This is a genomic window from Flavobacterium hydatis, assembly GCF_000737695.1.
GTDB lineage: Bacteria > Bacteroidota > Bacteroidia > Flavobacteriales > Flavobacteriaceae > Flavobacterium > Flavobacterium hydatis.
This window is the reverse complement of the sequence record NZ_JPRM01000024.1, coordinates 1-16,529: the sequence shown is the minus strand read 5'-3', so window position 1 is coordinate 16,529 and position 16,529 is coordinate 1. Positions and strand designations below refer to the sequence as shown.

Sequence of the window (16,529 nt, the reverse complement as noted above, 5' to 3'; positions counted from 1 at the left end):
AATAAAAAACTGGATTATAATGAAGATATCGTCAAAATATATTGTCTCATTTTGGATAAATATCCTCAAAAAACAATTTTAGGTTCGATTTTTGTTTTTACATGTATATTATTAATCTAATAAAATTTGAAATCATGAAAATATTGAAACATTTATTTATAGGAATAGCTTTTCTTACGATTAGTTTTTCATCTGCTCAAGTATCGGTTAATGTTAATATTGGGACTCCACCAGCATGGGGACCTGTAGGATATACTGATGTACGCTATTATTACTTGCCAGATTTGGAAATGTATTATGATATAAATGCATCTAATTACATTTATGTTAGTAATGGAAAATGGATTAGAGCAAGAAATTTGCCTAGAAATTACAGAAATTATGACCTTTATAACGAGTATAAAGTTGTTCTTACTGATTATAGAGGAAATGCACCGTATGACAATTATAGAAGTCATAAAGAAAAATATGGCAAAGGTTATAAAGGTAAACCACAAAAAACTATTGGTCAAAAACCAGGTAAAGGGAATAACAAAGAACATAAGAATAACGGAAATGGTAATAATGGCAATGGTAATGGAAACGGAAAAGGACATGGGAATGGAAAACATTAAATAATAAAAAGGGTTACTCTAAAATTGAGTAACCCTTTTTTGTATTAAAAGATGTCTTATAAAGTTGCCTTAATTTTATACTTACTATAAAAAATCAATCGGGCGTATTAAGTATTTTTTTCATATGTTACAACCTTACATAAGCTGCTACTTGCACTATATTATTTACTGTATTATTATTTTTGCCAAGTACATATTGGTTCATGTAACCTGCTTCGAGATCAAATTTAGGAGTTAATCTCCATCCTAATGCCAGATATGCTCTGTTTTGGTCAAAAAAATTATCGTTTGGAGCATTCTGTACATTAAAGAATACTTCATTTTGTAAAGCCAGGAAAGCTCCTTTTGTAAAATTATCAGTTTTGGAAAGCGGAAAAATGGAACGGGCAAAATAACGTAATCGCTGTGCAAACTCATAATTATCGGTTACAAGTTCGTTTTGATCAATTGTAGCTTGTCCCATAAAACGCTGTTCTAATCTAAAACGGTGTTGTAAAGTAACTGGACGATCAGCTAGTTTGAATTTTTGATTAAAAATAAATTGTTCCCATATTCTGTGCTCAGGTATCCAGCCATCAATATCCATAACGCTTCTGTTATTTCCTATATAGGCATAACCTACTGTGGCAATCATATTATCTTTTATATGATAATTTAATCCGGGACGTATAATATATGATTGAAGATTTTTTAGTTCATCACTAGATCTTGCTTGACCATCAAAATGAAGACTGAATTTATCATTTAATTTATAAGTAAAAAATACGGCACTCCATCCAGTAAATGTGTTTTGTGTTTGTGCATTTACAGTTGTACTAAGGAACAGAATAGTTATGCTAATTAAGCTAATCAGAGGTAATCTAGAAATCATTTTTTGATAATTTATATAAGGGAATTGCTAATTTATATAATTTATAATAGAGTTCTGTCTCTTGCATTGTTAATTCTCGCTTTATTTATGAAAATCAATTTTTTACTAAGTTATTTTTTGCCAAAAAATGTTAAATCAATTATAGTAGTTTATCTAAGTCATTTTAAAAAAATAAAGCCCTTCCTTTTATATAATGTATTTGCTTTTAATTAATGGGTTTTACCAATTTTTATTAGCTACGGATATTAATTTATCTAAGCGTATTTGTTGCTTTTTTCCTATCTTTAAGAATTAGATATAATACCATGATAGAAATTCTTAGCCTTGACAAAAAACACTTCCCAAGCGGATTTAGTGCGGACATAATTACATCTCAGGAGAACCAACTTTTAAATCAGTCATTTAGAAGTACTTTTTACCAAATGTTTTGGTTAAAATCAGGGGAGTTAACGCTTAATTTGGATAATAATCTAATAGATATAAATAAATTTGAATGCGGTTTTATAGGCATAAACCAAGTATTTAGTGTTGCAACAAAATCTAATTTTGAAGTGCTTCTTGTTTGTTTTAATGAAGATTTTTATTGTCGTACAGATCTAGACAGACAGTTTTTATCCTCGTGTGTATTTTTTAATTCTGAAGAAGTATTAAAATATAAATTACATAGTTCTTTCAAGAAGATTATTCAACAATATCATCAATCGTTATTACATTTATGCAGACAACCGTTTGATGAGTTGATGTATCACTTTGCGCATAATACTGTAGAGCGATTGTTACTTTTTTCTCAAAAGGAACTATTAGACAGAGCTTACAGTCCTATAGAAACGTTTAAAAAAGGGGATGTAAATATTGCAAATCATTTTAGAAAGTTAGTAAAAGAAAATTTAAAGCAAATACGACTTGTAAAAGATTATGCAGACAAACTTGGTATATCTGTAAAATCTTTAAACGAAATATGTAATGCAATTTATGGTATGTCTCCCAAAAAAGTAATTACTGAAGAAATTGTTATAGAAAGCAAGCGCTTGTTACGATATACTAATATGAGTATTAAAGAAATAGCTTTTGAACTTCATTTTTTGGATCCAAGTAACTTTATTCGCTTTTTTACAAATGCTACAGGAGTGTCGCCTACAAACTACAGAACACAATTTGAAGAAAAAAGAGTTTATATACCAAAAAGCAAACTTATATAAATGATTAGTTAAGATAGGTATTGATGCCAAAATCATACTATTTTAATGTTTTTTAGTGTAAATCTTTGGTGATTTTTTGCAATTAATTACGGATGTCATTTTTTATAACATTCTATTAATGTGAATGTTAAAGAATGGTTAAAATCATGTTTTGTCTTAAAATGACAATAGAAAGTCTTTTTTTGACTTTGACTTCCGTTGTTCACGCAAGTACTTTTGCACCAAATAAATTAAGTGTCTAATATTTAGAACTTAAACTAAAAAACTTTATAAAATGAAGAAATTTTTAATAGCTGCATCATTTGCACTTATTGCAATGTCGGCAAATTCAATGTTTGCTCAAACAACTAATTTAAATGTAAATCTTGCAAATGTTTATTCTATCGAGGTAACTAATCCAACTGTTACTATCGGGATGAATACTGCTGCAAACTTTACTGAAGGTAATACTACAGGTTCTTTACCTAATCATATTAAAGTAAGTGCAACTAATGGTTACAAAGTGACTATTCAGGCAGCTACAGATTTAACATCTCCAGGTAATGATGTTATCCCAGTATCTACTGTTGTTGTTAAGACTACTCCGGGTACGTTTTCTGGTGCTCCTGGTAGTATTGATGCAGGATCAAACGCTGCTTTCCCTGCAAATGCTCCAGCACTTAGCGCAACTACTCCTGTAGAACTTATATCTTCGACTACAGGTGATATTCGTGGATTTAATGTACAGTACACAATTCCTCCAGTAAGTGCTCCTGTATATTTAAACAAGCCTGAGGCTGTTTACAGTACTTTGCTTACTTATACTATAGTAGCAAACTAATAACAAAAGCTCATAATAAAATGGCACTAATCTTATTTTGAGGTTAGTGCCTCTTTTATCTCTATTATTTTCAGAATTAATTGTTTTCTGGAGGGTATTGTTTAACCATTTAGAAATATAATTAGGTTTGAAAACTCTTAAAAACATGCAAAAAATATTTTTTGTATTGCTTTTTCCTGTTGCCGCAATGGCTCAAAGTATTGGTTCTGCACAAACGCAGGTAAATGTAACTATTGCACAGGTACAAAGCATACAAATTTCTCAGCCTACAGTTAATATAAGTATGGCAAAGCCCTCACATTTTCTTTACGGAAATGATTCTGGGCAACAATCTAATCACATAAAGGTGAGTTCGAGTACAGCTTATGAAGTAAATGTAAAAGCAAGCTCTGAATATTTTTCTCATAACGGGAATAGTACTTCATTGCCTGTAAATACAATTGCTGTAAAAACAGTAACTGGTAATCTTACAAATTCTAATGCTGTTCCTCCCGCTGAGCTTAAGGTAGTGCCACAAATTATGCTTTCTACGCTACCTACAACTATCATAAAATCTCCAGCAGGCGAATGGGGACGCGGGTTTCATGTTAATTACGCTATACCCGAAACAAAATCACCAAATTACCTTAATCGCGAATCAGGTACATATAGTACTACAATTATGTATACTCTAATTCCGCAATAATTGGTATATTTACTAATATTAAACAATAAAAAAATGAAAAATTTTATATTGGTTTTAGTTGGATTATTCATTGTAAATCTTTCACAGGCTCAGGCTGGTATATCTGTATCGCCAGGGCGTTTATATTATAAATTAAATGCATCAGGATCCGGTTCTCAATATGTTAGCTTAACAAATCCTACTGATAAAGAACTTGAAGTTGGTGTTTCTTTTAGCGACTGGGAATATGAACCATCTGGTAATAATAAAATTGTAGCGGCAAATACGCTTCCTACGTCATGTACGGATTGGATACAAATATTACCTTCCTCCTATTTTGTTGTAAAACCAGGTGAAACCAAGCAAGTTGAAGTACTTTTTAAGGTTCCTGCAAATGCAGATTCATCTGTACCTGTACATACGGGAATGATTTTCTTTACTCAGCTTAATCCTGGTACTGCTTTGGATCAAAATGGTGCAGCTATACAGGTAACTGTAAGAATGGGTGTAAAAGTGTACCATAGCTTTATTAAAGAAAATAAAGTTCTTGTAGATTTTGTTGACTTTACAAGCTATGCTGATGATAATAAGAATAAAGTCATTGAACTAAAAATAGAAAATCAAGGCGACTTATGGACTGATGGAAAAGTAAAATGGGAATTGTTTAATAATAGTACTGGTAAAAAAAGTACTTTAAAAGAATCTGAATTTTACACGCTTCCTAAAGATATTAGAATACTAAAACAACAATTACCATCTGATCTTGCTAAAGGAAATTATACCGTTTCGGCAATCTTAACCTATGGTGAGAACGATGTTATAAAAATTGCTGAACTAGAATTTAGTCTATGAAACAAATAATAACTAGTATAGTTTTTTTCTTATTTGCCCAATATGTAGTTAATGCTCAATATATGCTAGGTGCCTACAATAATGGGCAACCTATATTTTCTACCTATTCAGAAATGGTAGCGGGAAAAACACATAACAATCAAATTTCTATTCCTATACAGTATTATGGTGCTAATATGAATGTAAACGAATGGAAACTTACTGCAAGACTTACACAAGATTTTACCAATGAGGTTAATAGCGCCTACACTGTTGGAGCGCAATACGCTTATTTAAAATTTAATAGTCAGGAAAATAGTGGTTCTGCAAACGGAATACTTGTAAATGTTCCTACTCAGGTATTTCAGCTAAGTAAGTATAATGAAGTTACGCTTATTCATAGCAATGTTAATTTAAATGGTGCTGTAAATAGAATTTTCCGTTATAACTTAACCATTCAGGGAGGTAATCATTTATTGGTTAACCCTAACGGTATGTATAATTCATCGTATGAATTTAAGCTTTATAAAATATCTAATGGAACTGAGCAATTAATTGGTATCTACACCTCTCCTATTGGCGATGCAAGGTTTCAGTTGTCATTTGGTGGGAATTTTGGTAGCCAAAGCGTTATATTACAAAATGGAGCACAACAATTTAATTTAAATTATAATTCTCCATCAGATTATACTATTGAAAAATCGGTTATGATACCAAATGCATTACGAGTTAATACCTATAATTCGCAGTTGGCTGTAGAGGCGTCTGGTGATTTTATATCTTCGACATCATCACAAACAATACCGCTTTCTATCTTAAAATTACAATTAAGTACCAATCAGAGCTATAAAGGATTACAGATTATTTCTCCCGTAACATTGGCAACAACAACACAACCTGTAGCAATTAGATCTAATAGTACTGCGCAGGATATCACATATAATGTAAAATTCTTTATACCTGCTAATAGTCCGGGACTTAATGTTACACCAGGAACATATAGTACTCGTGTTTATTTTGTAATAATGCCAAATTAATGCTGTTTATTGATGCTGGGTAAATGCTATAAAATATTATTATTTCTTACTGTTTTTGGATCAGGTTTAAGCGCTTGGTCACAAAACAATAGCTTCAGCATTGAATTTACAAACAAAAAAATTGAAACAAATAGCAAAGGTGTTATTGATGCTTATGTAAAGATTGTAAATAGTAGCCAAAATTCTATAGAAGGAATTTTTGATATTCATAGTAGTCATGAAGACATTTACCTTTCGCAACGAAAACCTAAAAACATTGCATTAGCTGCTCACGATAGTATTTTTATTCCAATAAAAGCTATTGTAACTGGAACTGCAAAAGCAGGAAATCAAAGTACTATTGAAGCTATATTTACTATAACTGGAACTCAAGATACAAAAAGTGCTTTATTGCCTGTTTTTATTAGTGAAAGGAAATTGGTAAAAGTGATGTTGCTAGAAACAAATATTATCTACGAAAAAACTGGCGATAGTCTAGCGATTCCTATACGTATTTCTAACGAAGGAAATACGACTCAAAAAATTACCATTTTAGCCCGTTATCCTGATTTTATTACCCGAAATGCTATAGAAAATAAGGATATAAATATTCAGGCATTTACAGATACTATCGTTGTTTTAAAAAAGATAGTGAATAAGACAGTATTAAATCAAGAGGATTTTACCATTAATATTACTGCTTTATATCATAATGGAGATATTATTAATAATGGTACAGTAAGAGCAAGTTCTATAAGGCAAGACAGAAGATATGTTATGCCTTATAATCCTGATTATAACTATACATTTAACCAGACTAATCAGGTTACGGCGAGCGTACAACACAACAGCGACAATACAAACGCCTATTTTTTGTATGCTAATGCTCAGACTGAAATTAACAATGGTACCTTGCAGGCAAATCTGGATATGAACTGGTGGGAGAATTCAGATCAGGTATTTTTGCGAAATACTTGGCTTGGATATAGCCAAAAGAATTTTGGTGCTACAATCGGGAATGTATCGAAGTTTTTTGATTTAAATCTTATCGGAAGAGGTGCAGAAGCTTTTTATAAACCCAACGAAAAAAGCACTATTGAAGCTGGTGCAATTGATAAGACATTTAACCTTATTGATAATCCTAGCTTGTCTTTTGGTAAATCGGCATGGGCGATGTTTACCCACAATAACGGATGGATGCAAAAGAAAGGCTACGAAAACACAATTATTTATGATGACGATGCCTATTCTGGAACAAAAAACTATTTAGCATCATCGCGTTTTTCATTATATACCTCCGAGAATTTTAATCTTAGATTTGGAGGTGCTATAAGTAATCTTACATCAGATATTGAAACTGGAAATAAAGTTGGTGGCGCAGGAGAAGTTCAGTTTAATGGTAAATGGAACAACTTGTTTTACAGCAGTTCTAATTACCTTAGTTCTGGCTACTTTTCGGGAATGAGAAAAGGTGTTGTAAATCTTAACGAGCGAATTAATTTGCCTGTAGGTAAATTCAATTTTTGGGGTGTTTACAATTATTTGTCTGCAAAACCCGAAGCATTTGCAAATCAGTTTACCTCGACACATTTTTCGACAGCGCGATATGATATCGGTGCATCAAGACGATTTTCATCCTTAATAGTATCACTTTCTCCTTATTATTATACCGAAACTCGTAGAGAACAACTTAGTATGATTAATGCTCAAGAATATTCGATGAAAGCTGCCCGAATGACTTTGGGTTTAACTTATTTTAATACGCCTACAAAACAAAATGTCTCATTATCTTTTGAAGGAGGTCTTTTTTCAGCCAATACAATGGAGAATAAAGAATTTCATTTTAAAACAAATTTCATTTATAGCTGGAAAATATTTAATCTTTTAGCTTTCTATCAATACAATAACTTCTATTTAGGAGAGATCATTGCTAACTCGCAATTAGGTATAACGGATATATATACCAACTTGACTATAAGTCCTACTTTACAGAAAAAGTTCTTTAATGATAAGCTTAATGTCAACCTCGGAATGGTGTATTCTAAAAACAGCATAATTAGTGAATCGCTTCAGTTTAATGGGCGCTTAGATTATGATATATCTAAAGATTTTACTGTTTTTCTGTACAATTATTACAGTGATTTCTCTACTAGCATAAATACTTTAAATACTATACAAATAGGTCTTACAAAGCGATTTAATCCAATAAAAATAGATAAATCAAGAAGCGAGCTTGAGGTTTATGTGTATTATGAAACAGGTGATAAAAACGAAACTATTACTAAAAAATCGCCTGCAGTAAACCAACTTGTAATCATCGAAGGAAAAGCATTTAGAACAGATAATAAAGGTATTTTAAAATACAGATCATTACCAGAAGGTTCCTACTCTGTAAAACCCGTTAATACAAATGAATGGTATGCAAATGCTGTAAAAGTAGACATTAGTGCTGATACTAAAATTGCTATTGGTTTAAACAAAACAGCTACTATCAAAGGTTCAATATCTTATATTACAACAGATAAAAGCTTTGATATTACCAGAAAAAAAGGCGGATTACCAATAATTGCAATTGATGATACAGGTAAAGTATTTACAACTAAAACAGACGAAAACGGAAACTTTATATTGTATGTGCCAAAAGGTTTATACACAGTAAGTCTTGAAAAAACAGGTATCTCAGAATATGTAGATGTAGAAGATAATAATCAGCTTATAAATGCTGAACCTACTGATATAAAAGAAGTTAAATTTACTTTAAACATTAAAGAAAAACGTGTAGAAACAAGAAAATTCAGTTCTAATGGATTCAAAAAATAATAAGTTTGTTTGTATTTTGTAGGATAATAGAAAATCTTTCGGCTTACTTAAGCAGGATTTAATACTAAATTATGGTTTAATTTTGCTTCAATTAATGGCAAAGTAAATTTAAAAGTACTCCCCTTTCCTGTCTCACTTTCAGTCCAAATTTCACCTTGATGCATTTTTATAAATTCGCTGCAAAGCAAGAGTCCTAGCCCGCTTCCTGTTTCGTTATCTGTACCTTTTTGAGTTACATTTTCGTTAATTTTAAATAACTTTTCTTTAATGTTATCAGGGATTCCAATACCGTTGTCAGCGATAGATATTTCGGCTTTTTTGTTTATTTTTTGAATCTTTACGATAATTTCTCCGTGTTTTTTCGTAAATTTAATTGCATTAGTTAGCAAGTTACGTACGATAGTATCTATCATATTTTTGTCTGCTTCGACTTCAATAAGTTCAGTAGATTCAAAAGAAAGTGTTATGTTTTTGTTTAATGCTAAATTTTTATTCAGTTTTACATTATCTATAATTAAAGTATTTAGTGCAATTTTTTCAGGACTGTATTCAATCATTCCTGTTTGTACTTGCGACCAGTCTAAGAGATTTTCTAATAGTTTATAACTGTTTTTATTTGATTGATGCAGCATTTCTATAATTTCCTTGATTTCGTCTTGGCTGTATTCTTCAATATTTTTAGTCAATATATTCGAAAGTCTGACTGATGATCCCAATGGTCCTCTTAAATCATGGGCTATGATAGAAAAAAATTGGTTCTTGTCTTTTAAAAGTTTTTGAATTTTAAGATCCTGTTTTTCTTTTACTAATAATAAAAAACCAACTGTTCCGATAAGTGTTAGCAAGAATAAACTAATGCTATACAAACTGTCAAAAATACTATGAGAAAAGAAAGCCGTTTGCGGATTATGGTAATTATAAATGGCACGCATAACAACTAAAATTTCAAAACCAGCGTAGCAAAGCACATAAAAGGTTCTGAAAAAAGTATGTCCTTTTTCGGTAAAATATCTAATTGTTGGCGGCAAATAAATAGCAAATATCCCGATAGATATAATTAAAATACGATTGTTTATGTTGCTGTCTAATAGTAATACTGCTATGTTAAAAACAATTATTGCAGCAATTGTAATTATCATTTGTAACTGATAACGCTTTTTGGATTTGGCATTAAGCATTGATAACATTGCTATAGTTTCGTAGCAACAACCAGAAAATATAAGCGTGTTTGCAATATTTATGGAGATTAAATCTGGGACAACGCCTCTTAAAGCAATCAGTACCCACCCGATGGTAAGTAATAGTTTTCCGTAGCCAAAAGTTTTTAATATTTTTCTGTTCTCGCTGGTAGCGTAAGAAAAGGAATAACTAAAAATGAGAATGCAAATAAATAAGTTTGCCCAAAAATAAAGTTGGAAAACGGTTTTTGGATCTAGCATTAAAATTTGGAGCATTGTAGATTTACTTTATTAAAAACTGCGGTCAAATATACAAATTAAGGTAATAATCAGATGTGATTTTAATGTGAAGTCGTTGCCTTTTTTATAAAAAAGTAAATGAATAATATATTAAAACGCAAAGAATAATTCTCAGAGTTTTGTGATAATTAATTTTTTGTAAATGCAATAAATATTATAATTAAATGTTTGTTTTAAGTAAGAGTTAATGAGATTAATTTAATACTATAAATCATGAAAAGGATATTGTTTTTAATAATTATAATCGGCGTTTCTTTGCAAGGATACGCTCAAGACGAACTTAACGGTAAATTTAAACCGATTCCTCCAAAAGATTCGAAAATTAAAGAAGTTATTCCTCCAAAAGAAGTTACACCAAAAGTTGAACCACCTGTAATTGTAGAAAAACCTGATCCTTTACAAATTAATCCAGAGGAACTTTTTAAAGACCCCAATTTATACAAAAAAGAAGCTAATGTAGAAGGCATCTTTTATAGAAGAAATCAATATTTAGGGAGTTTTAAAACAAAATCTATTACATCTACAATTCGTTATCGCGATGCTGCTTTTGTAGATGGCGATAAAATAAAAGTATATTTAAACGATAAAGTTGTTGTACCCGAAGTGAGTTTAAATGGAGATTTTCAAGAATTTAAAATAGAACTAGTTCAAGGGATTAACAAAATAGATTTTGAAGCATTAAACGAAGGTTTTGCTTCGCCTAATACAGCCGAATTTCAGGTTTATGATGATAAAGGAGCTGTTATTGAATCCAGCCAATGGAATGTGGGTACGGGTTATAAAGCTACAATTGTATTAGTTAAAGAATAAAATCATCACTTTTTTACGTATTGTACGTGATTATTTTCTTTTTGTAGCTCAGGAGCCAGTTTACGCATGCTTTTATTAATAATGCTACGTACTGATTTCTTTTTGTACTCATACGCTTTAGTACATTTTTCGAGTTCTGCATATAATAACTGAAATTTATCATACAAAGCATCAAGCTCTTCCATAGCTTTGCGTGTATTGTTTTCTTCAGATTCTTCAATCTTATTTTTGGCCATCTTAGACAGATATTCAAATTTATGAAATGCTGTGAGCAAAATTCGATGTTCTCTTGAGTTTATTCCTTGCATAATATGGTAATCTAGATATTGATAAACGATATAATTGTTTTTAAACCATATAAGCGATTTAAGAAACCATAAGTTTCGTACACTTAGCTTAATGGACTTACATAACTTATATGTTTGACTTTTTTAAATAAAACTAGGATTTAAGGTGTAAAACGCAATAAAGGATCTATATCGGTATAAATTGTTGACGTAGGTAACAATCGTAATTTAGTACCCTCTTTTTTACTAACATTTCCAGATATTCTTCCTAATGCTGTACTCAACAAAACTTCTGATCGGTTTCCTAAAGGAAAGACTTCAAGTTCTTGTAGTTCATCTGAATATATCGATGGATTGATTCCTTTTGAGTAATTGCCTTCGTGTTTGGCATTAAATAATTTATAAATCGAAGGGTATAATACCCAACCTTTTGTTCCTGCAATTCGGTTATCTTCTATAGGAAATCCTGCCACATCTTTGCCAAAGGTTTTACCTCCTATGGTAATAACATCCATATAAGGTTTCAGATTATTGATGATTAATTCTGAGGCAGATGCGGTACGATTTCCGCACAATATATATACTCTATTTATTTGGGGATGTGCATTTTGTAATGCCTCAAAACTTATTTTAGATTCATTACTTTCTAATGCTTGTTTGAAGGATTGATCTACATTTCCACCATTTTTGTTTCCTTCAAATTTTATAAAAAGATCATTGGCACGAACATTTGGAGCTGTGGCAATGCTAAGCGCTGTTGCCGATGCAATATCTCCTCCTCCATTATATCTTAAATCCAAAACGAGTTCGGATATAGATTTACTTTTTAATTCCTGAAAAATTTGCAGGATTTGTTGTGATTGTCCAACATCAAAATGCGGAATTTGTACATATCCTATTTTTGTATTCTTATCTGTAATTATTTGATATGATATTGGTTGTAAAAAAGTAAGCCCTTGCGATAAAGAAATATCTTTTGTTTTAGAAAAACCAGATTGTGCTGTGTAGGAATTTATACGTAAGTTTAATTGAGTTGATGTTATCATATTGCTATACATACGATCGTAATTACCTTGATTTAAATCTGTTCCGTTTATCTGAGTAATAAGATTTCCTCTTTGCAAACCGTTATTTTTAGCCGGAGAATCTTCTAATACATATAATATAACGCCATAATATTTTCCTTCAAGCTCAACAAAACTTACATCAAAACCAAATTTTCTCCTTAAGCTCTGAGGTGCTGTATCTGGTAATGCAGGATGTAAAGCATAAGAAAAAATATCATCTTTCTGTAACAGTTTTGCGAAGTACTCTTTAGGAGTAGCCGACAAATCGCCTTGGGCTGGCATAGTTTCGTTCCAGCGATAATATTTTTTCATTTGTTGGTACATCCATTCATTTATATATTCGTTAGTACCTTCAGTATAGACTTGCGTCGAATGATCATCTGGTGTACAGGAAATAAACAAACACCATAGAAAAAAAAATAAGTAGGTAATAAAAATAAAGGGGCGTTTCATATTTTATCCTTAAGATTATAGAGGCAAGTTTTATTTGAGAACTATTTAAAAGTGAAATAATCAACTAAATTTAGAGTTCCATCTACTCCTGAAAAAGCTCCGTTTGCATCCTTTTTTTCATCTAGTACAATTAATCGTGATTTATTTACAGACATGGTCATCATAACAGTAACTTTCTTTCCTGTAATATAAGATTCTGTTGTGCCATGTTTTACAAGTTCCATTATGATTGTAGGTGGCGAACTAAAAGGAAATTCTATAAACGAACTAAATTTATCATTATCTATATTCTCAACAATTCCCAGAACCTGTCCATTAATTTTACGGATAATTCCATCGAGTTTTCCTTCATATCCACTATTAGAATATTTGTTTTTGGTCGGGAAAATAAATTTGTAACCACTATTACTCGTTTTGCTTAATACGCCTGGTTTTATTGATGTAATTTTATCAATCCAAATGTTTTCTTTAGCAAAAAAAGAAAGTGTATCAATAGGTATTTTAGAGTTAAAACGATAGGTGTGTAATAATTCCTTTGTTGCTTTATTTGTAATTTCTAAAGTCTTCTCACTATTTCCGTAATAAACAAATTCATACTCTTTTTCTATTTTTTTTACAAAGGCGGTTTTTTTATCCTTCCCTATTTCAATCAGTTTACCATTTGCAGTTATCTGGATAGAATCTGCCAAAGCGTTATATCCTACTATAACTACTTTTCCTGGTTGGTTGATTTCATTGCTATAATAAGGAGTTAGCTCATCATTGGCACAAGATCCCAAAAAAGCCATTGTAATCGTAAAAAATAGTACTCTTGTTACTGTATTCTTCATATTTGTTTTTTTATTGTAGAAACTCTGTTTATCTGAAAAGTGTGAAAACTTTCTTTAATATTATTTTTTAATGAATTTTAATTTTTTAGAAACGTTATTATTGGTTACTAAAAGAAAATAAACACCTTGTGATAAATTATCAACTGCTATACCTTCTTCTTTGTAAGGTGATGCTGTAACTAACATTCCGCTTGTATTGTAAATTTTTAAGGATGTTTTTTCATTCTTAAATTCTTCTCCTAATTCTAATTGTAAATTTTCCTGAACTGGGTTTTGTTTTAATTTGCAAACCTGTGCTTTTAACTCAGCTTCATCTACACCTAATAATGATTCTGCAGTAACTGAAATTTTATCAATTTCATATCCTATAAAACCAACTGCAGGGTTATTTCCTAAGGCAATATATACTGCTGGTTTACCTACAAATTGCGAAATATCTACTTTATAATCTTTAAATTCAGGATCTTCAACCGTTGATCTGTTTAAAGTTACTGTACTTAAAAGTGTAAAAGTTGCAGGATCTGGAGAAGTTGATCCATATACGAACAAATCCTGATTGCCATCATAAATACTAGGTTGAGCATTTAGAACCAAAGAAATTTTTCCAGAATAAAAGGAAACATCTATAGCAGGAGATATAGCCAGATTATCTTCTAAAGTTTCTAATTGTCCTCCAGTTACAAAATCGATATTATAAGTTCCTAAAACATCAATAGTACCATCTACTCCACCTAAAGCATTATCCCATTTTAAATTTTTTTTGGCTTTCCAATTACTTCCATTTCCGTCTTTGTCTAATAAAGTCCAGTCTGAAGCATCGGCATCATCAAAATCATCTTCCCAAATTGTATATTGAGCAAATGATGTCCCTGTAACCATGATAAGTAATAATAAAAGTAGATTTTTTTTCATTTTTTTAGTTTTTTAAAAACATGGGCAGTTTAGTACTGCCCATGTAGAGTTTTAATAGTTAACCTAATACAATTAAAAATTTGCAAACTTTGTCCAAGTACCAGTCCAGTTAGATTCAGTTTTGAATGCACCTGTAGTACCTGCAAAGTTTAACGTTCCATCATTAAAGAATGGTTGGCTAAGAGCCCATTTTGTAGCTGGATCTGCTGTAGAAGTACTTGTACCTGCACCAGTAATAGTTGTTCCTACTGGCAATAATGGGTTATCAAATCCGTGGATTGATATTCTTAAGTACGAAGAACCAGTTGGAACTGAAGGAGTTTCCCAGTTGATACCTCTGTTGTATCCTGTAACAGTAACATCTGTAAGGCTTATGTTACCTGCTCTACGTACGTGAATAGCGTTTTCGTATAAATCTGCTACTGTATTAGAGCTAACTCCGATAATTGATAATTGAGAAATAACAGGACGTGTAATAATTGCTGTAACTGTTCCTGTTGCATTGTTGTCTAATTCTATACCATTAGAATCTGGTTTTCCACCGCTTAAACTGTGAGTCGAATTACTGTCTGCAATTGCAATAGCTTTAGTAATATTTCCTGTGTAACCAAAGTCGAAATCGAAGTTATCATCATCTGGAGCAAATGAAACTAAGTGACTAGCATTTACTTTACCACCAAAGAATTCGAATGAATCATCTTTACCATAAGATACCTGAATGTGATCTACTACAGTTCCGCTACCTACTCCTGCAAGTGTAAGACCATTAATTTCAACATCAGTATCTAAGATACGTCCTGCAAATTCGATACGTACATAGTTTAAAGCACCTGCACTATGAGCATTATTTGAACCTCCGTAATAGAATTCAGCAAAGTTTGATTGATCATCTAATCCTTCAACGATGTTAGTAACTGAACCAGTGTTAACTTCTGCATCTCCTAAAAGAACTACACCTCCAAAATCACCAGGAGCTGCTACAGTATTTGCGTTACCATCTAATAAATTATAACTTGTAAAAATTACTGGAGCAGTTGCAGTTCCTTGCGCATCGATTTGTCCAGTTTTTGTAATTACAAGTACTCCTGTAGCTACACCAGGAGCAAGTGGTTTAGCTTTAATATAAGTACCTGCTTGTATAGTAAGTTTAGCACCATTTTTTACAGTAATAACTCCATCAATTTCCCATACTCTGTCGTTTGTCCAAGTAGTATTGGCTGTTATAGCACCACTTACCGTTTGAACTGCTGCTGGATATCCTGTGTAATCTGCTCCAGAAGCTTTCATAGAAAAAGAAGAATCTGTAGATGAATCATCATTTTGGCAAGAGCTCACAACTAGAGCTACCATTGCGAATAGAAAAAATTTTTTCATAAATAGTTTAATTATTGCTATATTTGCCGCTATTACAATCTAGGCCTTTGGAGAGAGCAGCAAAATATCTTTCCTCAGGTCTTTCTCTTTTTTGGTAAAGATTTTTTTATATATTTCCCCGCTTACCGTCGGGTTTTGTACCTACTATTTCCATCTTTTGCTCTTAGGATTTTTTATCGCAGCCAAAGGTTATCTTTTCATTCTTTTTCAATTTTATTGTCCAAAATTGAAAAAGACCATATAAAGTATTTCATTATTATTTTTGCTTAATGCATTAAAACAAAAATCAAATTCAATACTTACAACTATCTATATTAGACTTTGAAAAACCAAAATATCATGTCTAATTTTATTGTTAACGGTTTCTTAATATTCAGTAATCTTAATAAGATGTAATACTTTAAATTGTATTTTATAATGTATTGATATAATGAGTATTATATAAAATTTTAAATATTTTTTATAAAATTAAAAATTCACAAA

General features: G+C 31.2%; 15 protein-coding genes. 8 read left to right on the top strand and 7 right to left on the bottom strand.

Translation table 11 applies throughout. The annotated features are described in order from the left end of the window. Positions 1-134 precede the first annotated feature (134 nt). Complete coding sequence (locus tag IW20_RS14895; protein ID WP_035623872.1) at positions 135-614, top strand: hypothetical protein; 480 nt, start codon at positions 135-137, stop codon at positions 612-614. A gap of 127 nt (positions 615-741) precedes the next feature. Here IW20_RS14895 and IW20_RS14890 read toward each other — a convergent pair whose 3' ends face one another. Then, the gene (locus IW20_RS14890; protein WP_035623870.1) at positions 742-1,485 is read right to left on the bottom strand and encodes a DUF2490 domain-containing protein; all 744 of its coding nucleotides are present in this window, start codon (positions 1,483-1,485) and stop codon (positions 742-744) included. 305 nt (positions 1,486-1,790) lie between these two features. Here IW20_RS14890 and IW20_RS25395 point away from each other — a divergent pair, with 305 nt between their 5' ends. From IW20_RS25395 to IW20_RS14860, 6 genes are all read left to right on the top strand, one after another. After that, entirely contained in the window at positions 1,791-2,684 is an 894-nt protein-coding gene (locus IW20_RS25395; RefSeq protein WP_051885786.1) for a helix-turn-helix domain-containing protein, read from the top strand. Between the two features lie 274 nt (positions 2,685-2,958). Beyond that, complete coding sequence (locus IW20_RS14880) at positions 2,959-3,504, top strand: hypothetical protein (RefSeq protein ID WP_035623868.1); 546 nt, start codon at positions 2,959-2,961, stop codon at positions 3,502-3,504. A 145-nt stretch (positions 3,505-3,649) separates the two neighbouring features. Then, the gene (locus IW20_RS14875; protein ID WP_035623866.1) at positions 3,650-4,189 is read left to right on the top strand and encodes a hypothetical protein; all 540 of its coding nucleotides are present in this window, start codon (positions 3,650-3,652) and stop codon (positions 4,187-4,189) included. 33 nt (positions 4,190-4,222) lie between these two features. Beyond that, positions 4,223-5,020 (top strand): fimbrial biogenesis chaperone, encoded by a 798-nt coding sequence (locus IW20_RS14870; protein WP_035623864.1) that lies wholly within the window; start codon positions 4,223-4,225, stop codon positions 5,018-5,020. Then, on the top strand, positions 5,017-6,036 hold the full coding sequence (locus tag IW20_RS14865; RefSeq protein ID WP_035623861.1) for a hypothetical protein: 1,020 nt from the start codon (positions 5,017-5,019) through the stop codon (positions 6,034-6,036). The genes IW20_RS14870 and IW20_RS14865 overlap by 4 nt, the downstream gene beginning before the upstream one ends. A gap of 12 nt (positions 6,037-6,048) precedes the next feature. Then, a complete protein-coding gene (locus IW20_RS14860; RefSeq protein ID WP_035623858.1) occupies positions 6,049-8,835 on the top strand; it encodes a hypothetical protein in 2,787 nt (928 codons plus the stop codon). A 47-nt stretch (positions 8,836-8,882) separates the two neighbouring features. Here IW20_RS14860 and IW20_RS25390 read toward each other — a convergent pair whose 3' ends face one another. Further along, positions 8,883-10,289: a sensor histidine kinase gene (locus IW20_RS25390; protein ID WP_051885783.1), complete on the bottom strand. Its 1,407-nt coding sequence runs from the start codon at positions 10,287-10,289 to the stop codon at positions 8,883-8,885. A 237-nt stretch (positions 10,290-10,526) separates the two neighbouring features. Here IW20_RS25390 and IW20_RS14850 point away from each other — a divergent pair, with 237 nt between their 5' ends. Continuing rightward, complete coding sequence (locus IW20_RS14850) at positions 10,527-11,123, top strand: hypothetical protein (RefSeq protein WP_035623855.1); 597 nt, start codon at positions 10,527-10,529, stop codon at positions 11,121-11,123. A 5-nt stretch (positions 11,124-11,128) separates the two neighbouring features. Here IW20_RS14850 and IW20_RS14845 read toward each other — a convergent pair whose 3' ends face one another. The 5 genes from IW20_RS14845 to IW20_RS14825 all read right to left on the bottom strand — a co-directional run bounded on the left by IW20_RS14845 (position 11,129) and on the right by IW20_RS14825 (position 16,046). After that, positions 11,129-11,431 carry a hypothetical protein gene (locus IW20_RS14845; protein ID WP_123869523.1) on the bottom strand — a complete coding sequence of 101 codons (303 nt, stop codon included), beginning with the start codon at positions 11,429-11,431 and terminating at the stop codon, positions 11,129-11,131. A 140-nt stretch (positions 11,432-11,571) separates the two neighbouring features. Beyond that, positions 11,572-12,930: a S41 family peptidase gene (locus IW20_RS14840; protein WP_051885781.1), complete on the bottom strand. Its 1,359-nt coding sequence runs from the start codon at positions 12,928-12,930 to the stop codon at positions 11,572-11,574. Positions 12,931-12,971: 41 nt separating this feature from the next. Further along, on the bottom strand, positions 12,972-13,760 hold the full coding sequence (locus IW20_RS14835; RefSeq protein ID WP_035623852.1) for a hypothetical protein: 789 nt from the start codon (positions 13,758-13,760) through the stop codon (positions 12,972-12,974). A gap of 60 nt (positions 13,761-13,820) precedes the next feature. Further along, on the bottom strand, positions 13,821-14,672 hold the full coding sequence (locus IW20_RS14830) for a T9SS type A sorting domain-containing protein (RefSeq protein WP_035623849.1): 852 nt from the start codon (positions 14,670-14,672) through the stop codon (positions 13,821-13,823). A 72-nt stretch (positions 14,673-14,744) separates the two neighbouring features. After that, positions 14,745-16,046, bottom strand: coding sequence for a hypothetical protein (locus IW20_RS14825; RefSeq protein ID WP_035623846.1), 1,302 nt, complete (start codon positions 16,044-16,046; stop codon positions 14,745-14,747). Between the last annotated feature and the right edge of the window lie 483 nt (positions 16,047-16,529).